This is a genomic window from Brevibacillus sp. RS1.1 (assembly GCF_013284365.1).
In the GTDB taxonomy this organism is placed as follows: Bacteria; Bacillota; Bacilli; order Brevibacillales; family Brevibacillaceae; genus Brevibacillus; species Brevibacillus brevis_D.
Window position 1 is genome coordinate 328,328 of record NZ_JABSVA010000001.1, and the last position, 20,167, is coordinate 348,494.

The window sequence follows — 20,167 nt, forward strand, 5'->3', positions numbered from 1 at the left end:
AAATTATACCAGAAATAGACAAAATCCGCTAAACGGAATTTTTCATTCAAGATCCATGTTAGAAAATAAAGCGTCCTTTCCCCGATGTTGTGAAGGGAAGGACGCTTTTCGATGCACGGTTTTTACTTCGATTCGCCGTTGAGATAATGAAAGAACGGTTGATCCACCCAAAACTTGTATGTCTCTACCTTTACCTTGGCATTCAGCTTCTGGAAGCCTTCCACGACTTTTGGTGATTCTTCATTTAGGGAGAAAGACTGCACGACATAACGGCCGTCTTTTAACACGTTGTTCGTAATGACAGCATAATCTGCCAGCTCCGTACGAGAATGATAAAGCGGCTGCCACCAAGAAGCCTTGAGCAATCCGGTCATGTCCTCTTGATCCCGTTTGGCATATTTCAAAACAAGTGGCTGGAACTTCTTCTTCGCCTCTACGCTGTCGAATTCCAGGCTGAGATCGTACTCCTTGGCATACGCAATATAGTTGCCGTTTTCAATCTGAACCACCTGATAATCGGCTGTTTGAACGGGCTCTCCCCATTCTTTCAGATAAATGAAGGCAGATGTTTTTGGCTCAAATTGGACCTTAGCATCGACGCCTTCACTTTTTAAGAGGGCGATTAATTGAATAGCGTGAGCAATATCACTATGCCCATACGTAATCGTGCGCTGTGGATCAAAATGAGGATCGAATGCAGCATCCTTCAGATTGTAGCCAGTAATCAGGTTTTGCTTCAAGCCTTTGTCTACGAGCTCTTGCAATTCACCAGCTTTGATGATTTGCGATTCATTCCATGCTTGAGCGAGCTTGCCAAAAATCTCTTCATCGGCGATTGTTCCCAAATAGTTTTTGGCTGAGCCATGGAATTCTGCTACTTTTGCTAGCAATTGACTCGCAAGCTCTGCGGTTACTGCCCCTTCTACCGAAGCTGACTTCAAGGCATTGGCGGACACAAGCCCCGTGTCAACGGCCACAGCCAGCTCTTGTGCAGCCTGCAAGGTAAGCGTGCCGCCTTTTTTATACGAAATCCCTGTTTTTTTCAAGGCAGTCGCTACTTTTTCCTCGCTATATGTATACCCGAGCTCCTTTAACTCTGCCGCTTTTGCAGCAGCACTGACCGCTTCCCATACAAGCAGCTTGGAGGAATCTTTGGATGCAGGCAAGAAAGTTTTGGCTGACAAGTCTTTTTCCGATATACTTGTAGTAGCAGATACGATCTTGAGCAACGCTTTCTCAAATTGCTCGCGAGTCACCGTCTTGTCAAAAGTCACACCGTATTGCTGCTGTAAAAAGCTGTTCCACTCTGCGTGTGCTTCCACCGTTGTTTTCGTTGCTGCACCGACTGCCGTTGGAAAAACGAGCGCCGCTGAGAGTACGGCTGCCGAAGTGGAGAGTTGTAGCCATTTCGCTGATCTGTTCATGAAGAATCCTCCTGACGTATGAAGACGAATCATATTAATATTATTCCTATGTGTTTACTAGGGATATAATCAACTACATTAACACTCCTGCATTCATTCTGTCAATCACTAGAATAACCCGAAGTTCTCCCACAAACGGAGGGCTTCGGGTTATTTTTTCACGTCACTATTTATCCAATTCCGACCACTTGTTCACTTTCACTGGCGGTGTGTAATCTCGCATCCGATCTAGCAAGATAGCGGGATCACTCTCACACAGGATCAATTCGCCCTGCATAGCGGGAATAAATCCAGCTTCAGTCGCATGCTCTACCATTTGCATCAACGGCGTATAGTAACCATCCACGTTCAATAGTCCGATTGGCTTTTGATGAATGCCAATTTGCCCCCAGCTCACCACTTCAAAAATCTCTTCAAAGGTACCCAATCCGCCTGGCAAAGCAATGAAGCCATCAGACAAGTCGATCATTTTCGCTTTGCGCTCGTGCATCGTTAGGACTTCATGCAATTCTGTCAGCCCTTTATGTACGATTTCTCCGCGGAACAGTCCTGTAGGCATGACGCCGATCGCTTTTCCATCGCCCTCCAGTACTGCATTTGCAACACGCCCCATCAATCCCATGCTAGAGCCACCATAGACCAATTCAAGACCACGAGAGACCAGTTCTTTTCCCAACTCCTGGGCGTAACGCTCAAAAAGTGGATTTACACCAGGATTGGAACCTGCATAAACACAAATACGTTTCATGTCATCCTCCCAAAACTTGTTGAAGTAGAATGGCTTTTCCTAAATTTCTTTGCGTGTAATATAATTATACTAAAATCAGGAAGGGACAGATATATGAATATAACTGAGTTCCAAAAATGGGTTGGAGATTTTTATCAAGAACGAGGTTGGACTGGGTACGGTCCGTTTATTCGTGTAGGTTTTCTGATGGAAGAGGCTGGCGAGCTGGCAAGAGCTGTACGCGCCATTGAAATCGGTCGAGATCGTCCTGATGAAGGGGAAAAGCCCGCAGTGGAAGCACGACAGGAGCTGGTGGAAGAGCTAGGCGATGTACTTGGGAATTTAATCTTGCTGGCAAACCAATACGAGGTTCCTTTTGAGGAAATTTTGGACGCACATCGAGCGAAGCTGCAAAAGCGCTATCAGCTGCATCGTTGAATAAATACAGCGGTAGACTAGAATTTTCGCATTTCCTAGTCTGCCGCTGCTTTCCTCTATTCGTCTTTTCGTCCAAGCTATTCTTATTCCAACGTATCAAAGGCTTCCTTCATCACTTGCGCAATAAAATCGATATCGTCGCTCGTCGTAGTAAACGGCGGCGAGAGTGTCAGCACATTATTGAAGCTCGGAATGGTGTCGCCATTGCGCCCGATGATTAACCCCCGCTTCTTGCACTCGGTAATCACCTGCGTCAATTTCGCTGGTGCCGCAGGCTCCTTCGTATTACGATCCTCTACCATCTCGATCCCCATCAGGAAGCCGAAGCTGCGAATGTCTCCAACGTATGGATGATCTGCGAGAAAAGCCAGCTTGGCACGCAATTCTGCACCGAGTTCCTCGGCTCTCTCCACCAGTTTTTCCTCTTCTAAAATTTCGAGATTTTTTAGGGCAAGTGCACATGCTGCCGGATTGCCGCCGAATGTATTGACATGACGGAAATGCAGATTATTCCCCTGCTCATTGAATTTGTCTGCGATTTCTGCGCGTACAGCCGTTGCGGAAAGTGGCAAGTAGGCGCTCGTAATACCTTTGGCCATAGTCACGATGTCTGGCTTGATTCCGAAATTTTGGTGCCCGAATTTTTGACCGGATCGACCAAATCCGCAGATGACCTCATCCACGATCATCAACACACCGTACTTATCGCAGATTTCCCGAACTTTTGGCATGTATTCCGGCGAAGGAACGAGGACGCCTCCCCCGGTAATGGTAGGCTCCATGATGACGGCAGCCACTGTCTTCTCGCCTTCCCAATTGATCACTTGATCATAATATTGGGCGCACTCCAGATTGCATTTGCCGTACGATTTTCCAGCCGGACAGCGATAGCAGTAAGGCGGTGGCACATGAAGGAAGCCAGGCGCTAATGGCTCGTATTTTTCCTTACGTATGGATTGACCAGTTGCAGCGAGAGCGCCCATCGTATTCCCGTGGTAAGCGCGATGTCGCGAAATGAATTTGTAGCGACCAGGCTCGCCGTTCTGGTGATGATATTGACGAGCAATCTTGAATGCGACTTCGTTCGCTTCCGAGCCGCTGTTGGAAAAAAATACGCGATACTCCTCCCCAAGCCATTCGCTGATCTTCTCAGATAAACGAATAGCAGGGACATGGCTTTGTGTGAGTGGAAAATAGGCCAATTGCTTCAACTGCTCGTAAGCGGCGTCTGCAAGCTCCTGTCGGCCATAGCCAACGTTGACGCACCACAAGCCAGACATCCCATCCAGGTACCGATTCCCGTCGATATCGGTGATCCACGATCCGCTCGCTTCCGTTACGATCATCGGATTTGGGTTGTAGGGGGACATATGGTGCCACATATGCGAACGGTCGGCATCCAGCAAGCTCTCTTTATCAAAATCTTTTGTCACTTGTCCTTGCTCCATCGCACAATCCTCCTTCTTTTTCGTAAGCGGTTATTTTACAAAAACTTTTTGCGAGCCTATGCTGGTATCACCATCTTCGAACCATCTGGATGTGACCGTTTTTTTCTTCGTGAAAAAGAGAACCCCATCTTTTCCATTTGCATGCAAATCACCGTAAAAGGACTGTTTCCAGCCCGAGAAAGCAAAAAAGCCCATCGGAGCAGGCACCCCTACATTGACACCGACCATCCCCGCTTCCACTTGTTGAACGAATTCTCTTCCCCATTTTCCGTTGTTCGTATAGATGGTCGCGCCATTGCCAAAACGGGAGCGACTGATCGTCTCCAAGCCCTCTTCAAAGTCCTTTACACGCATGACACTCAGGACAGGCGCGAAAATCTCGTCACGGACAATGACCATTTCGGCATCTGCTTTGTCAAAAATCGTTGGCCCGAGGAAGTAGCCATCCCGCAACTTTTGCGCGTCCTCACGACCATCACGAACCAGAGCGGCACCAGACGCGACACCTTTTTCGATATAGTCATGTACTTTGGACAAGTGCGAATCACGGATGACAGGACCGAGGTCGATGCCCTCCTCCAAACCATTCCCCATCGCGAGAGCATTCGCTTCCTCGATCAGATGTGCGATCAGTTCATCGGCAATCTCCTCCACAGCTACTACAGCACTGGCTGCCATACACCGCTCTCCTGCACAGCCGAATGCGGAGCTCGTAATTGTTTTTGCCGCGCGCTTCAAATCCGTATCAGGCATGACCAAATGATGATTTTTCGCCCCAGCCAGTGCTTGCACGCGCTTCCCGTTCGTCGCTGCTGTTTTATACACGTATTCTGCAACTGGCTGCGAGCCGACAAATGAGATCGCTTTTACGTCCGGATGCTCCAACAGACCATTGACGACATCATGCGCTCCGTTAACCACATTGAATACACCGTCTGGCAGCCCTGCTTCCTTTAGCAGTTCGGCAATTCGAATCGAAGACAGCGGCGTTCGCTCCGACGGCTTCAGGATAAACGTATTTCCTGCGGTAATCGCAATTGGGTACATCCACATCGGGACCATCACAGGGAAGTTAAACGGTGTAATCCCGCCGACTACCCCCAATGGAAAGCGGATCACCTGACTGTCGATGCTGTTTGCGATATTAGGCAATGTTTCTCCCATCATCAGTGTCGGCATCCCACAAGCGAACTCTACCATTTCCAGCCCACGCAATAGCTCTGCCTGTGCCTCAGGGAGATTTTTGCCGTTCTCCATGGTGATCATCCGGGCCAGTTCATCCTCGTGCTTGACGAGAAGACTATGAAAACGAAACATAATGCGCGCGCGATCCACGACAGGGGTAGCACTCCAGCTCACAAATGCTTCCTTTGCAGCAGCAACAGCCTTGTCCACATCTTCTCTCGTCGACAGTGGTACGCGTGACAACAATTCTCCTGTTGCCGGATTCGGTACATCCTCAAAACGTGTCGTCAGTGAATCTACCCACTGGCCCCCGATGTAGTTTTTCAACGGATTTCCAACGATAGCTGTGTTCATCCCTTCAACTCCTCACGATCAATTGATTGACAATTTCATTTTATCCAAAAATAATGCCTGTCAGCACTAGACAAAACGTAACGCATTCCGTAGGGTTAATCATACAGAGTGCAAATGAAGAGGTGATCCTGATGAGTAACGATTTGCGCCTGACCATTGCAGAAATCATCAAGCGTCCTTTGTTTCAACATGCCCAAGTGGTAGCTGGGCATCGTGGTCTGTCCCGTCCTGTTCGCTGGGTTCACGTCTTGGAGACTGCCGATACGGGACAGTTTTTAAATGGCGGTGAGCTGATCCTATCGACCGGACTCGGATTTGGCGAAGAAAAGGAAAAGCGGCTTGCCTATTTAACAGAGCTGATTCGGCGAAAAGCAGTCGGGCTGTGCATCGAGCTGGGACGTTACATCCCGTCCATCCCTGAAGATATGCTCGAGCTGGCGAACCACCACCAGTTTCCGTTGCTCGTCTTTCATCAGCCTGTCCGCTTTGTGGACATCACGCAAGATTTGCACGAGCATTTGATCCATGCGCAGATGCAAGCACTCCGCAATCTCGAAGCCTACTCTCGCAGTTTGCAACAGCTCAGCCTGCAGGCAGCGGGCATACTCAAGCTATTGCAGCATTTTCAGGTGGCGGTTCAGACGCAGGTCTTCTATTACGCTCCAGATGGCTCGACACAATTTGCCCCGGTGGTTCCGCATGATGTTGCAGTGGAAATGAGCGATTTAATGCGGTCCCATTTTTCCGAACTGGATAGTAGTGAAGCTGGCGTCCGCTTTCTTTCTCTATCTGCGACCAGGCAGCTTGCCTATCAACCGGTGATGGCAATGGGGCACGTGCTCGCTTATGTCGGCATTGTTTTGTATGAACGCAGTCCAGATGAGTATTTGCTCTTGACCTTAGACAATACGGTCAGTGCGTTGGCCCAAATTTTAATGCGGAAAATGTTTGTGGAGGAACAGGCACTTGCTACGGAAAACCGTCTGTTTGATGATTTGATTGCCAATCGCTCCATACCAGAGGAACAAATGCGTTCCTTGCTCGGTATCACTGGCAACAGTAAAGCAACTGGCTATCACATGATTATTTTATCGTTTGAGAAGCCGAAGAACCTGACCGAGGATTCCCTTCCACCGCACGATCTGACGGCTATCTTTCGTTCACTATTGACTCGTCATCACTTTCGTCCTTTCATACGCTGCATGGGCCATCGGTTTTACTTTTTGCTGATCGAACAACGACCGCTTGCAGATTCCCGTCGCACCCTGGAAAAAGCCTTTCGCGAGGTCAAAAGGATCATGACGCAAATGCTAGGCGCGGATGTTCCCATACGAATGGGCGTCAGTCGAGCCGGAAAACGGTTGTCAGACGCTGGGCGGCACCTCGCGGAGGCGGAACAGGCACTGGCTTTTTGTCAGGAATCTTCCAGTCCGTTTTTCGCTGATCTCGGATTGTTCCGGCTCCTGTTCCACGTACCTAGTGAGCCTGTGCTAAAGACCTTCATCAGCGATTACCTCGGCCCGCTGTTAGCCCACGACCAAGCACATGGCTCCTCGCTCGTTCATACGCTACGTGTCTATTTGGATAGTAACCTCTCCAAGCAGGAGGCGGCGGAAAAACTGTTCATTCATCGTCAAACGCTCTATCATCGCTTGGAAAAAATCGCAGAAATTCTTGGTGAGGATTACACGGTAACGCAAAACAGAATTTGCCTAGAAATCGCCATGCGTGCACAGGAGTGGTTAAGCAAAGAAGAGGAGCATTAAAAAAGACACAACCTTTCATCTGTTCGGAGACGAAGGTTGTGTCTTTGATTTATTTTTTTGGCTTATTCATATACATGCGATAATTCGCTTCTTTTCCTTCCGTTAGCACAACCCGGATTTTGTACAGACCAGTTTGTTCGATATTCACCGTTAGTTGCTCAGGACTGTTGGGCGTTGTGGCAGAAGCAAGCTCTTTTGAACGACTGTTATACACGTACAAATCAACGTCTGCATCCTCTTTCCAGTCTACAGACAATTCCAAATCCCCAGGCTCATTGACGCGAATGGAATAATCCATGTATTTCTGCTTTTTCGTCAGCTTTCCTGTTCGGAAAGGCTTCTGTTCAACCGGTGGCTTTTCCTCTTCCTCTCCCTCGTCATCGGCCTTTTGCCATTTTCCCGTAGTTGCGAGCGCATACGGCTGAGGTCCTTTCGGGATGTTATAACCTTCGACCGTCACGGTGTAGGTTCCCTGTTCCGGCTCGGTAATCCATACTTGCTCGACGTTGTTGAGGTTGTCCACTTCGTCGTTGTACGGTGCCTCAAAAAAGTCGTTGCCGTTCAGCTTTTCTCCACTCGGTGTCGTCACTTTCAGATTCAAATCGTTGACGAGTGCACGCTTTGCGACAATGGTAGCAGGATAATCCGTCCACGCAAGCGTAATTGCCAACGGCTTGGAATCATCCGAGACCTTGACTTTATACGTAACTTTTTCACGCGTGCGAATGCCGTCCTTCTCGTCCTTGTAGCTCGTTTCAATCGCATTCGCCAGATTGGCCCGTCCGAAGCCTTGCTCTCGCATATCTTCATCCAAGTTGTCAGCACTCGTCAACAGCATGGCTTTTACTAATGCACCACTCGGTTTTTTTTCCCCTTCTTCCTGCAAAAATTCCCGGATTTGTGCCACACCGCCCGCTAAAATTGGCGTAGCCATGCTCGTGCCGTTCATATACGCGTACTGTTCGTTAAAACGCTTGTAGAAATTTTTGCTCGGTGCCAGTGAAGACCGCGTGGACAAGATCGCTGTACCGGGCGCGACAATATCCGGCTTCAAACGCCCGTCGCCTGTTAACCCACGACTACTCGATACCCACACGTCGTCCGCTTTATCGGAGTTCTTCCCCAAGTTGGGACGAACATTTTCCGTAGCGCCAACGGCAATGACGTTTTTAGCCGTGGCTGGGCTCCCAATCGTTTTATAGCCCTTCTCGCCTTCGTTTCCAGCCGCAACAAGCACCGTCATATCTGGATGCTCCCATAAAAAGCGATCAAACAGTAGTGATGACAGGCTGTACTCTCCCTTATCATTCGCCCCCCATGAATTGGAGTGAATGCGGGCTCCCTCTTCATATGCTTCCTGCAAAATGGTCTCGACATCCGTGACGAGCTTTCCTTTCGCATTCTCTATGGAATGAAATACGAGCTTGGCACCCGGTGCCGTTCCTTTATACTGTCCATTTGATGCTGCTCCTGTGCCTACAATGGAGCCGGCTACATGCGTACCATGACCATGGACATCACTCGCATCATTCGGTCGACCAAGTGAAATGAGCTTCTCAATTTGGCCTTTAAAATCTGGATGCATCGTTTGGAGCTTCCCTGTATCAAGTCCGGTATCGGCGACTCCGACAATTTGTCCCTTGCCTGTGTACCCTGTCGAGGCCAGCTTGTCCGAATGAATGATGGTAGCCGCCACATCATTGTGTAGCTTGTTTTCTGGCACGGGGACAACCGCAACGACATCATCTGACTCGATCACTTGTTCAATCGTTTGCTGATCCATCTTAGCGATTGAAATATGCGGAGCATCCTCTGGTGTTTGAATATCTCGTATATCTTGATCCTCCGTCATTTTCGTCATCGTTCGATACATGTCCACCCGTTGGTTGAAACCGATGACGGCAACCTCGACCCGCTCGCTGTTGCCTCCTTCAAAGCGAAGCTCGGACGATACCTTTGACTTCGGTGTATAAGCCATAACCTCTTCGACAAAGGACAGCTCCTCGACTTCCTTTCTTACCTGTTCATTTTCCATTTTTGCTATGAATGCATAATCCGGTATGTAATCACCAAGCGTGACGCCGAGATTTTCCAGTTCTTCTTTCCACTCCTCACGAACAGGACCAGATAACTGAATAACGACGAGCTCAGACTCTCTCTTCTTCGACGAAAGCTTGTCCAATGCAAGACCCTTATCCGCTTCGATCTGGATGTTGCCCCGACGCTCTCCCTCTTGCTTGGCATCCGCCGGAATGCCCTCCAGTGAAAGTGTCAGAACAAGTGTCGTGCATAAAGCTGCCTGCCATTTTTTTCGCAAACCAAACACCCTTCCCCCATGGCATAAGAAAACCATTTCTATCCATTATAAGAGAAAGGGTGAATTGTCAAAAGAGTAAGAAGGCATAGACATGGGACAAAAACTAATTTTTTGCCCCATTTTCTTCTACTGTCCACTGTAATAGCGGTTGAAAATCGGCCCATGCCAACTGCATCAGCATTTCCTGATTCCATTCCTGCTTCGGAATATCCATCAGTCGTACAGCCTGGTTTTGGATCGCCTCTTGCAACAGGTTATGGCTAAAACGACCGTTGCCATTCAATCGATGATCACTGATTGCTTTTTCCAAAGACTGTGAGATCTTTTCCAGCACGGTCTTCTCAATCGCATACCCCACCTCACATGCAGCCTGTTCAAGAATGTGCACGAGTTCCTTCACGGTGTAGTCTGGGAACGCAATGTATTTTTTAAAACGTGACAAAAGTCCAGGGTTGCTCATCATTAAAGTATTCATTTCGAGAGGGTAACCTGCGAGGACCACGACCAGATTCTCTTCGTGTTTGGTCATCTCCTCTACAAGCGTATCAACCGCTTCCTGCCCAAAATCTCGCTCTCCTCCGCCCAGCAGCGAATACGCTTCATCGATAAACAAGACGCCACCCAACGCTTCGCGAACTTTTCGTCGTGTAAGCGCTGCGGTCTGTCCGACATACCCAGCTACCAAGTCGGCTCTACTCGCTGTAACAAGATGACCGCGTTTCAAATAGCCGATTTCTTGCAAAATCTGCGCATACAGCTGTGCCACTGTCGTCTTCCCCGTGCCTGGATTTCCAGTAAAGACGGCATGCAGTTCAATCGGACTTTTCGGCAAGCCTCTAGTTGCGCGTTCTTGCTGGACGGACACATACGCAGCGATTTTTTTCAGCTCCGTCTTCACTTGAGCAAGACCAATCAACGCTTGCAGTCGAGCTTCCGCATTTCTTTCTGTTTGCGGCGGATCGAAGCCACGTACATCCTCGGGTTTCAGAATCGTAAAGTCATCCCATTTCAGTTCCTTACCGTCTGTCTCGCGCCCTTTGGCAAAGATCGCATCGAGTACGATATTAGTGACTGCCCGTGCATTGCCAAACGTCTCGTCTACTTGCGCTTTTTCAATGCGCTGACCCAACGTAATTTTTGCCGCCTCTGTTAGAGTAAAATCGTTCCGTCCGGCTACTTCCTCTGCGATTTGTACCAGTTCGTCCGCCTGATAGTCCGGCAGCAAAAAGTGGCCCGTCTCTGGAAAACGGCTATTCAACCCAGGGTTGGCGTACAAAAAATGACGCATTTCTTCCGGATAGCCCGCCAGCATCACGACGAAGCGTCCTGCATACTCGCCACTTGTCATAGCGGATACAAGCGTGTCAATGGCCACTTGCCCGTAATCACTGCCAGAGCTATCGGGGCGCTTCAAGCTGTATGCCTCATCGATAAACAGGACGCCGCCGTCTGCCTGCTTGATCGCATCCATGACGCGCTGCTCTGTCTGTCCCACGTAAGCCCCGACCAACTGAGAACGATCTACCTCGATGAGCTGTCCTTTTGCCAACAACCCGAGCTCTTGATACAGCTTGGCGATCAAGCGAGCCAAAGTCGTCTTCCCCGTGCCTGGGTTCCCCATCAGTACGAGATGTAAGGGGAGCTGGTCTTTCATATGCCAGCCCTTTTCTTCACGCAGCTGGCGATATTGCAGAAATTGCGCCAACTGCCGAACCCGCTGTTTGATCTCGTCCAAGCCGATCAACTGCTCCAATTGCTCTAACGCACTCAAATCTTGCTGAGGCGCTTTTTCGCGATCTTCTATCCTTTCGTTCCTTTGCGGCAGAAGGTTTTCTTTCTGGTCTTGCTGGTTCGTTAAAGCGCGAATCGTTTCTTGCAATTGGACAAGCATTTCACTCGAGTAAAAGACCCCGGATAAAGACGCGCCATACGCTTGTACACGTTCTTGCAATTGTACTAATAAATTTTGTCGTTCTGTGTATAACAGCACGAGGCCAGCAGCCGTAGCTTCCGCCTCCGAATCGTTCCACTTTTGCGCTGCCAGTAGCGTCTCCTCCGCAAGAGCGCGCCACTTCGTGATTTCCGCCAGCTCATTGGTTGCTTGCTCCGCCAGCACTTCAACTGTTCTCCTGCGCATGACGACATTATCTGTTTCACGCACAGATTTGAATTCAGTGAGAAAGGCATGTGTTCGCAACTGAGAAAAATACAACTCGAGCTTAACCTCTCTCGCGTAGCGATAATCAGGGGCTAGTTGAAGCGCACGATCGACCCATTCAGCTGCAAGTGTATGGCCTCCTGTTTTGTGCATTCGCAAAGCAGACATCCGCGTCAGCACCATCGCCTCAGCCAAATCAAGCTCTTCGTCTGGATGTTCGAGGCGTTGCTGTTCGAGCATTTGCAGGAATGTAAGGCATTCGCCTTCGGTTAATGACTGGATGCTAGACGGATTTTCGCTAATACCTGCAATCAGTACCCTCGGGTCCCGTTCTTCTTGATGCTGCATTTTTTGATTGCTCCTCCCGCTCCATTGTTTCATCCCTGTTTTAGCATATTTAGCCGAACATGAAAAGTCTGTCCGAACATTAGAGCTTCGCTTGCATGTTCACTGTGGTTCTTCTCACCTTTTGCTGTGCGAATAAGGTCGCCAAAGCAATGAGGATACCAGCCATCCCAAAATCAAGCCAGACCCCTCCCCATTCTAACAGCATCGCACCCACAACCGGACCTGCAGCCATCCCTGTATAGCGAATGAAATTGTACACACCAATGGACGTTGCACGCTCTGCTTCAAATTCTTCGGATAGCAAAATTGTATGTGCAGGCATACCTACACCTAAGGTTAAGGCAAACAGCGTACTTGTTATCACAAGCAGGAGAAGAGAAACATCCGCCGCAGTCATAAAGAGAAACATCGCCAAAGCATTTGAACCGGTCGTCACCAGTAATGTTTTACGTGCTCCCCATCGATTTTGCAAGACAGCAGACAGCTTGCTACTGATAATAAAGACGACTGACACGAGCAAGAAAACCAATCCGATTATTTCAACGGAGACTGCGTAATGGTTCGTCAATTGGACAGGGAGAAAAAGCAGGAAGCAATAATAGGCGTACATTTGGCTAAAACCGATCAAAATGACAGATGCTCCGACTGGGTGGAGTAAAATATTACGGAAAGACCCTAGTGTAAAGCCGCCTGATGATGTAGCTTGAGCCTTTTTCGTTTCGGGTAACCATATCGCATTGATGCCGACGAGAAAGACTGCACAAATCGCCAAAAACAAAAAGACCGCAGAATGTCCGCCGATACCGCCAATCCAGCCTCCTAACAGTGGACCAAGTGCCGGACTGAGCGCAAGCAGCATCTGATAAGTACCCATTGCAGATGCACGTTGGACTCCTGTAAATATATCTCCAATAATCGTTGCGGCTACGATCGGAATGGCAGCAAAGCCAGCCCCTTGTAAAGCTCGGAAAAATAGTAATCCATAAATAGAATCGACCAGATAGCATCCGATTGACGCGATCGTAAATAGGATCAGAGCAGGTATCATGACACGTTTCCGGCCGAACCGATCGATAAATGGTCCGTAGATGATTTGCATAATCGCAAGCATGACGGTAAAGATTGAAACGGTCCAGTTAATCATGGCTGCACTCGTCTGAAACTCTTTTTGCATGGCTGGTAAAATAGGCATGAACAAATTTTGCGCGAACATACCTAGCATAAGTGTTATCCCAAGTAGGTACAGTACTTTTTTTGGATTCATAGTTCCTCTCCTCTTATCTCTTTAACATTGTGTCCTTGGAAACAATTTTCGTAAAAAAAATAATGAACACCCGTTGTATGTTTCCCCTAATCTTCTGTTGCTTCTCTTATGACCTCATCCAAAAATGCCAATTCATCGGGAGTATACCTATTCAAGAATCGGTACACATCATTCTCCAGGCGTTGATGGTAGTGTTCGTGAATCTCGTTTACCATCTCCCCTACTGATGTCAGCCTGAAAAAAACTTCCTTCTGATTGTCTTCGAGCTGATAGCGCTCGAGTAATCCTTTCTTCAAAAGTTTGACTGTTATTTTGGATATCGCACTCTTTGTTACCCCAATATGCTGTGCAATTGTCGTAACATTGACTCGATCTTTTCCCCCTACCTCTTGAAGGACGTGGAGCTCTGTTACGGATAACCTTCCAACTTTATCATAATCAGGTACACTGTTTTTGATCTGGCGCAGTAGCAATTCTTCACGAAGCTTGCTGCGCTCCTCCTGTTTATGTAGGAAGGTGATCCATCGATTCCAAAGCTTCTTTTTAGGGTCCAATGCAGCATCAGCTCCTTATCTGTTCTATCTTTGTTTCCGCGGAAACAAAATAACCTTATCATGAGACTTCCTTTTACGCAAGAAAAAACCGCAGCCCTGCATTCGCAAGCTGCGTTCCGAGACCAATCTCTATCCATTTAGATTGCCCAATTCCTTATCCGCACTAAAATGAGCACGGGCTGCCTCAAACACTTCACTTTCCGATCCGGCCGAGATTTTGAAACTCGATACCACTTTTTTGCCACATCGTACTTGTACGTTGTACTGTGAATCCCCATCATATGTTGACTCGAAATGATAATCCTCACCATTGACCTGAATAGTTCGTTCCATGGTTACACCTCCCACCTTATTGTGACCAAGCAACATGGCAATCATCCAATATTTTGTTGCAAAGAAATCGTTGTGTTTCACCCTTGGTTGACTCACCTGTCGTCATGCTATTCGGCTCTATGAAATAGTTAGAGGGCACAACGCTGGTTCGCCAGCGCCGTGCCCCGTTTTCCTTTTTACATATCAGCAATGCGAGTTGCTTTTTTTCGCGCTACTCTCTTTTCGCGAATCCCCTCAAAGATCGAATAAAGAACAGGAACCAATACAAGCGTTACGAGCGTGTGAAAAATCAATCCCGCAATTACCCCGGTAGCAAGCGGCGCCTCTAGTTCCGCTCCTTCCGCAACAGCGAGTCCCATCGGCAGCATACCGAGGATCGCTGTCAGTTTGGTCATGATTACCGGACGAACACGATCTCGCGTGCCCTGTACAATCGCTTCTTCCAACCCCATCCCCCGTGAGCGGAGCAGATTGATTCTGTCAATTAACAGAATCGCATTGGAAACAACAATTCCTACCAGCATGATGAGCCCAATCATCGCCATCTCACCAAAAGTTCGCTGCGTGACCACGAATCCGAGAATGACTCCCACCAAGGCCATTGGCAACGACAGCATGATAATAAACGGCTGAGATAGCCTCCCAAACTGTGCAACCATAATCACATAAATAAGGGAGATGACCGCTATCAGAACAAGAATTCCTTGCGTAAAGGTGTTATTCTGTTCCTTCAAATCACCAGCGATCTCGATCTTGTATCCAGCAGGCATTTCCACTGTACCCAGCTTCTCATTTATTTGTCTGCCCACCGTACCAATATCTGTGCCCAACAGTTCTGCGGATACCGTGATGATTTGTTCTCCTTTTTCATGTTTGATCGTAATCGGAGATTTGCTGAAATGAAAATCAACCAGCTGGTGTAGCGGCACCTGCGTGCCTGTTTCTGTTCGTATCATGATCTGCTGGAGCTGGTCAGGATGTGTCACCCATGTCTCTGGAAATCTGGCAACAATCGAGGTTTCGATACCATTTTGACTGATTGTGGATAGGGGCTGCTCCCCAAGCAGCATGCTGATTTGGCTGTCCAATGAATCGGAGTCAACCTGTAATTGAGACATTGCCTCCTGCTTCGGTGTGAGCGTTACTTTTTCCTTCCCTCTTTCGAAGTCATTCCGAATGTTGACTACACCAGGGATGCTAGCCAGCATTTCTTCTACTTTTGCGGAAATCGCCCGCGAAACCTCCAAATCTTCGCCCGCAACCTGCAACTCAATGGGTGCCGATTTACCTGAGAATCCAAATGTCATACTCGTTTGTTCCACACCGTCAATCGCATTCAAGCGACCGTTTACTTCTTGCATAAATTCTTCTTTTTCTTGAGTTCGTTGCGACTTGGTCACTAATGTAATGTTTAACTCCACTGTCTCTTTCTTTGCCGTAAAAAAGACTTGATTCACATCGGACAGCTCTCGTAATGCTTTTTCCGCTTCAACTGCTGCTGTTCGCGCCTGTTCCAAGCTCGTGCCATCCGGCATTGTTAGCGTCGCAAAAATTTGATTCTCATTGGCATTCAAGCCGTTTCCTATTTTAATCAAAGGGAAGAGACTCAACGCCCCTACAAACACTCCAAGAGCGACCAGCAATGTGAGAACTCGATGACGAAGGGTTAACAACAGTAATCGCTGGAAAAGAGAAACAATGCGATTTTTCCCTTCTTCGCTAGGGGACTGCAACTGTTTATCATGCTGGAGAAAACGCTCTGAAAAAATCGGAACAAACAGAAAAGCTGCAATCGTTGACGCAAGAATGGTAGAGGTAACGGTAAACGCAATGGTATGAAGAATAGGCTTCAGCCACTGTTCAAAATCCGCGACCACTAGCGGTAAAAACACAACAATCAAGGTTAATTGGGAAGCAAATACAGGTGCTATCACCTCTTTTGAGCCCTGAACGATGGCCTGTCTCAGCTGCATTCCTTTTTCTCTCAAATGATAAATACTCTCCAGCACAACGATCGCGGCGTCAACAATCAATCCGATCGACAAGCTCAGTGATATCAATACCACCATGTCAATGTTATATCCGGCAGCTTTCAGTGCGATGAACGTCATCAGGATAGAGAGAGGCAGCGTCGTTGCGATGACCATTGTCACACGCCAATTTCGCAGGAATACCCAGAGCACGAGGATTGCCAATATTCCCCCAATGACAACATCTCGACTCAAATTGGTGATCGCTTTTTTAATAAAAGAGACGGATTCAAACATGACTCTTAGCTCATAGCTTCCGCCCGCTTCCTCATTGATTTGCCGCACAACTTCCTCGACTTTCTTCTGTGTGGTGATGAGGTCACTCCCCGCTGCGCGCTTTACACTCATTTGCACAAAGAGGTTTCCTTCTGTCATGGAAATAGCGTCCTTCACGCTTCCACGCAAGTCACTCACCGATGCCAGTTGTTCGAGTGCAACCTTGCCCTTGGGTGTCTTGATCAAAATGCTTTTGAACTCTTCTACATTCTTTAAGCTGTTGTCAATCATCACAACCGTGTCGAACCCGGGATTTTCCAATATCCCCACGGCTTTTTTCCAATTCGTACCCTGTAGCTGACCAACAATATCTGCTGGTGTCGTTCGATAGGTAGTAAGCCGTTCAGGTCGAAATGTTATCGCAACCTTATTTTCAAAACCGTCCTCGGATACGACCACTTCCTTCACACCCGGGACGGATTCTATTCGATCCTTAATGGTCGTTTTCAGCAAGGTGAGCATGGTCTGTGTATCGGCACCCACTATTGCGTAGTCGATTAAGTCCTCGTCACCTAAATTCGTTTGCGTGACAGTTACGGTATCCACTACTTTGGGAAATTCGTTGCGTAGCCGATTCACAATATTTTGGGTCTCTTGCTTGACCTTTTCACCTTCCCCATCCTCTGCAAGGATCGAGATTCCAGAAAACCCCGTCCCTGTTTTTGATGAGAAGTTTTTAATCCCAGCTACAGATTTCAATTCCTGCTCTATTTTTTTCGTGACTTTTTCCACCATCTCTTCAGGCGGCAGCGCTCCTCCTGAAATATTCACTTCTATCCAAGGCAAATTCGTTTTCGGTACGAGCTCCACATGGAAAGAAAAGAGAGCACCGATTCCCGTAAGCACGATGAGGAATGTACACAAATAGAGGATCACTTTTCGTTTCAGCAAAAAGAGAATGACCTTGTCCATCGGTTACTCCCCTTTCACCGTAACGACTTCTCCTTCGGCGTAGTACGTTATGCCGGAGATTAGGATTTGATTGCCTGACTGTAAACCCGATAAAATCTCAACGTTATTTCCAATAATTTGCCCAACTTCCACGTCGCGTCTCTTGAGTACACCATTCTCGACAACCATGACGAAGCGCTGTGTTTCTTTAATGCCCACGCTTTGGACGGGTACGAGCATCCCGTTTACTTTGCGTGACATCTCTACAGTCGCGACCATCCCCTCGATCAACATGTTGTCTTTATTGGAAACAGCTATCTCTACCAGATACTTCCCCGTTTCCTCGTTGAGAACGGGCGAGATAAATGTTATGGTCCCTGTACTTTTGGCCTTTCCCTCCACTGCCACAGGCACCGTGTCCCCTTGCTTGTAGTTTTCCCTCACATCCAATGGGACATCGACCTTTAGCTTCACTTCCGAGCCGTCGACAAGGTGAATGATACTTTGACCAGGCTGAGCAAGACTGCCTGCCTTTTGGGTCACATCGATGACCGTACCACTAAACGGTGCGACGAGTTGCGTTTCTTGAAGGGTTTTCTTTGCGAGCTCTACTTCACTGGCTGCTTGTTTCAGATTGGCATCCGCACTAGCAATCTCGTTGACTTCCGCACCTTTTAGCAGCTTATCCAACGTAATTCGCGCCTCTTGTAGCGAAATCTCGATTTGCTCTTTTTCCGACTGCGCACTGTCCAGCTCACTCTGCGAAATAGCGCCGCCCTTAAACAGCTCCTGGGCTGTCTCCCATTTCCGCTGAGCATCCTTCAAACGCTTTTCCTGGCTGTCCACTGCCAAGCGTTGCTTGCTGATGAGGTCCGCGCTTGCTCCTTGCAACGTTTTTGAACGCAACGCAGATGCACTTTGAACCTGGCTTTGTGCCGCTTCCAGCCCTTTTTGATAATAGTTCGTATTTAATGAACTTAATACCTGGCCCTGTGTCACCTTTGCCCCTTTTGTTACGTTCATTCGTTCAATCGTACCAGAAGCCCCAAAGGCTAAGTGGCTCTCCTGTTTGTATTCAACGATAGCAGTAAGAGGGATCGGCAAGGATTCCGTCTCTTTTACCGTGTGCACCTGTACGATCTTTTGTTTCGTTTGCTCCGTCTCCTGTTTCGTTTCGACTCCACATCCCGTGATGAACATCAGTACAACGGTCAAAACGACATAGTGCATACTCTTCACGTAGAGTCCTCCAGTAGTTTTGTCATTGTCTTTTTGAATGAAGCTGACATCCTATTCTCTCTCTCGTTATCGTGACCTTGCTCAAGCAGACTTGTCTGTAGCAACAACCTGTTCTTCTTTTTTCTTAAAGTATTGACTCACTTGCTTGTTCAGATGAGCGATCAAGGCGATCACGAAAATGACGGCACCTGAGGCCAACACGAGATACGGCCAATAAACGGCCTCCAGTAAAATACCGTACAACCAGATCCCAAACGGTACGGCCACTCCGGTAAAAGTGCCGACCACACCAAACATGCTGGCACGCAAATGCTCAGGCGTGTTCAATTGAACAAAGGTAAAGATCGGGATGTTCCCCATGGAGTTGAAGATGGCGGAGACCAATAAAATCCCGACAAACACGCCCGTAATGATCCACGAGGCGTTACTCGTTTCCGGAACAAAAACCGGAAAGATCCACGACATCAAGAGAATCCCTTGCACTTGAATCAAAAGGAAGATTTTATTCTCAACGTATTTGCTTACCTTTTTCATCGAAACAATAGCCGCTCCGATAATGATCCCAATAAACCAGGAGGACTGAATAAAGGAGAATTGCTCCATCGATACTTTTTCGACTCGATAGGCAATATGCAGCAGCCCCACGTACATGAGCGGAGGGAAAATAAAGTTGAGCAAAAGGAAAATCAGGAACAAGTACTTGATAACAACCTGTTCTCGGATATATTGGAAGACTTCCTTGATTGTTTCTGTATAGCTTTGTGTTGTCTCCTGTACTACCTCGGCCTTGCGGAAACGGAGGAACATTTGCAAGATACCTGCTCCGATAAAAGAAAGACCATCAATCAGCAAAATCATTTCCATCCCCATTAAACGATAGGCAATCGCCCCTACCAAAGGACCCGCTACATTGAGAATGGCGCTGATTGCTTGGTAAATAGAGTTCATGCTTCCTACTCTGTCCTCATCTACCAGCTCAGGAATGGATGCTTGCAAAGCGAGATACGTAAAAGCCTGAATGGTACTGATCACGAAGGCGTATCCGACAAACAGCCATAGATTCGTGGGAAACTGGAGGAAAAACAGTAAAAACAAGAGAACGAGCGCACCGCTTAACAGCTCGGTGACAATCATAATCTTTTTCTTGTTGTGTCTATCAATATAGGCACCTGCAAAAATATTAATCAGCACCCCTGGCAAATACGAAAAGCCCAGAACAGTTGCAAATGCAGCAGAAGAACCCGTCACATCCGCAATGTAAAGAGCAAGAGCAAATTTGTATACACCACTACCTAATTCCGTGATGAAACGAGTAAAAGAAAAGAGAAAAATATTTAATCCGTATGTTTGGTTGCCCATCTTAACCTCCCTGAATAGTAATCCCTCTAGGTGACGATTTATTTCGGCAAGATGAT

The 20,167-nt window shown here is 47.8% G+C and carries 14 protein-coding genes; 2 read left to right on the plus strand and 12 right to left on the minus strand.

The features are described 5' to 3' along the window. Nucleotides 1-122 precede the first annotated feature (122 nt). Entirely contained in the window at nucleotides 123-1,424 is a 1,302-nt protein-coding gene (locus HP570_RS01370) for a hypothetical protein (RefSeq protein WP_173624684.1), read from the minus strand. Nucleotides 1,425-1,590: 166 nt separating this feature from the next. Then, a complete protein-coding gene (locus HP570_RS01375) occupies nucleotides 1,591-2,172 on the minus strand; it encodes an LOG family protein (RefSeq protein ID WP_173624685.1) in 582 nt (193 codons plus the stop codon). 93 nt (nucleotides 2,173-2,265) lie between these two features. Here HP570_RS01375 and HP570_RS01380 point away from each other — a divergent pair, with 93 nt between their 5' ends. After that, nucleotides 2,266-2,589, plus strand: coding sequence for a MazG nucleotide pyrophosphohydrolase domain-containing protein (locus HP570_RS01380; RefSeq protein WP_173624686.1), 324 nt, complete (start codon nucleotides 2,266-2,268; stop codon nucleotides 2,587-2,589). Between the two features lie 83 nt (nucleotides 2,590-2,672). Here HP570_RS01380 and HP570_RS01385 read toward each other — a convergent pair whose 3' ends face one another. Both HP570_RS01385 and HP570_RS01390 read right to left on the minus strand, forming a co-directional pair. Then, nucleotides 2,673-4,037, minus strand: a complete 1,365-nt coding sequence (locus HP570_RS01385) for an aspartate aminotransferase family protein (RefSeq protein WP_173624687.1) — start codon at nucleotides 4,035-4,037, stop codon at nucleotides 2,673-2,675. 30 nt (nucleotides 4,038-4,067) lie between these two features. Next, entirely contained in the window at nucleotides 4,068-5,576 is a 1,509-nt protein-coding gene (locus tag HP570_RS01390) for a CoA-acylating methylmalonate-semialdehyde dehydrogenase (protein ID WP_173624688.1), read from the minus strand. 131 nt (nucleotides 5,577-5,707) lie between these two features. Between HP570_RS01390 and HP570_RS01395 the strand changes: the two genes are divergently transcribed. Then, a complete protein-coding gene (locus tag HP570_RS01395; RefSeq protein WP_173624689.1) occupies nucleotides 5,708-7,342 on the plus strand; it encodes a PucR family transcriptional regulator in 1,635 nt (544 codons plus the stop codon). Between the two features lie 49 nt (nucleotides 7,343-7,391). On the opposite strand, the gene HP570_RS01400 is transcribed toward HP570_RS01395, so the two are convergent. The 8 genes from HP570_RS01400 to HP570_RS01435 all read right to left on the minus strand — a co-directional run bounded on the left by HP570_RS01400 (nucleotide 7,392) and on the right by HP570_RS01435 (nucleotide 20,111). Then, nucleotides 7,392-9,668, minus strand: coding sequence for a S8 family serine peptidase (locus HP570_RS01400; RefSeq protein WP_173624690.1), 2,277 nt, complete (start codon nucleotides 9,666-9,668; stop codon nucleotides 7,392-7,394). A 94-nt stretch (nucleotides 9,669-9,762) separates the two neighbouring features. Further along, nucleotides 9,763-12,165: an AAA family ATPase gene (locus HP570_RS01405; RefSeq protein ID WP_173624691.1), complete on the minus strand. Its 2,403-nt coding sequence runs from the start codon at nucleotides 12,163-12,165 to the stop codon at nucleotides 9,763-9,765. 79 nt (nucleotides 12,166-12,244) lie between these two features. After that, the gene (locus HP570_RS01410; RefSeq protein ID WP_173624692.1) at nucleotides 12,245-13,429 is read right to left on the minus strand and encodes an MFS transporter; all 1,185 of its coding nucleotides are present in this window, start codon (nucleotides 13,427-13,429) and stop codon (nucleotides 12,245-12,247) included. 86 nt (nucleotides 13,430-13,515) lie between these two features. Then, on the minus strand, nucleotides 13,516-13,983 hold the full coding sequence (locus HP570_RS01415; RefSeq protein ID WP_173624693.1) for a MarR family transcriptional regulator: 468 nt from the start codon (nucleotides 13,981-13,983) through the stop codon (nucleotides 13,516-13,518). A 129-nt stretch (nucleotides 13,984-14,112) separates the two neighbouring features. Next, nucleotides 14,113-14,316 (minus strand): hypothetical protein, encoded by a 204-nt coding sequence (locus HP570_RS01420; RefSeq protein WP_026043127.1) that lies wholly within the window; start codon nucleotides 14,314-14,316, stop codon nucleotides 14,113-14,115. A 176-nt stretch (nucleotides 14,317-14,492) separates the two neighbouring features. Continuing rightward, nucleotides 14,493-17,534, minus strand: coding sequence for an efflux RND transporter permease subunit (locus tag HP570_RS01425; RefSeq protein ID WP_173624694.1), 3,042 nt, complete (start codon nucleotides 17,532-17,534; stop codon nucleotides 14,493-14,495). 3 nt (nucleotides 17,535-17,537) lie between these two features. Then, nucleotides 17,538-18,743, minus strand: coding sequence for an efflux RND transporter periplasmic adaptor subunit (locus tag HP570_RS01430; RefSeq protein WP_217364511.1), 1,206 nt, complete (start codon nucleotides 18,741-18,743; stop codon nucleotides 17,538-17,540). Between the two features lie 90 nt (nucleotides 18,744-18,833). Beyond that, the gene (locus HP570_RS01435) at nucleotides 18,834-20,111 is read right to left on the minus strand and encodes an MFS transporter (protein ID WP_173624696.1); all 1,278 of its coding nucleotides are present in this window, start codon (nucleotides 20,109-20,111) and stop codon (nucleotides 18,834-18,836) included. Nucleotides 20,112-20,167: the final 56 nt, after the last annotated feature.

Excerpts from the sequence above, each read along its gene's own strand:
- HP570_RS01385 (WP_173624687.1), bottom strand. The coding sequence starts at position 4,037 with ATGGAGCAAGGACAAGTGACAAAAGATTTTGATAAAGAGAGCTTGCTG.
- HP570_RS01420 (WP_026043127.1), bottom strand. The coding sequence starts at position 14,316 with ATGGAACGAACTATTCAGGTCAATGGTGAGGATTATCATTTCGAGTCA.
- HP570_RS01435 (WP_173624696.1), bottom strand. The coding sequence starts at position 20,111 with ATGGGCAACCAAACATACGGATTAAATATTTTTCTCTTTTCTTTTACT.
- HP570_RS01430 (WP_217364511.1), bottom strand. The coding sequence starts at position 18,743 with ATGCACTATGTCGTTTTGACCGTTGTACTGATGTTCATCACGGGATGT.
- HP570_RS01370 (WP_173624684.1), bottom strand. The coding sequence starts at position 1,424 with ATGAACAGATCAGCGAAATGGCTACAACTCTCCACTTCGGCAGCCGTA.
- HP570_RS01380 (WP_173624686.1), top strand. The coding sequence starts at position 2,266 with ATGAATATAACTGAGTTCCAAAAATGGGTTGGAGATTTTTATCAAGAA.
- HP570_RS01395 (WP_173624689.1), top strand. The coding sequence starts at position 5,708 with ATGAGTAACGATTTGCGCCTGACCATTGCAGAAATCATCAAGCGTCCT.
- HP570_RS01405 (WP_173624691.1), bottom strand. The coding sequence starts at position 12,165 with ATGCAGCATCAAGAAGAACGGGACCCGAGGGTACTGATTGCAGGTATT.
- HP570_RS01410 (WP_173624692.1), bottom strand. The coding sequence starts at position 13,429 with ATGAATCCAAAAAAAGTACTGTACCTACTTGGGATAACACTTATGCTA.
- HP570_RS01390 (WP_173624688.1), bottom strand. The coding sequence starts at position 5,576 with ATGAACACAGCTATCGTTGGAAATCCGTTGAAAAACTACATCGGGGGC.
- HP570_RS01375 (WP_173624685.1), bottom strand. The coding sequence starts at position 2,172 with ATGAAACGTATTTGTGTTTATGCAGGTTCCAATCCTGGTGTAAATCCA.
- HP570_RS01425 (WP_173624694.1), bottom strand. The coding sequence starts at position 17,534 with ATGGACAAGGTCATTCTCTTTTTGCTGAAACGAAAAGTGATCCTCTAT.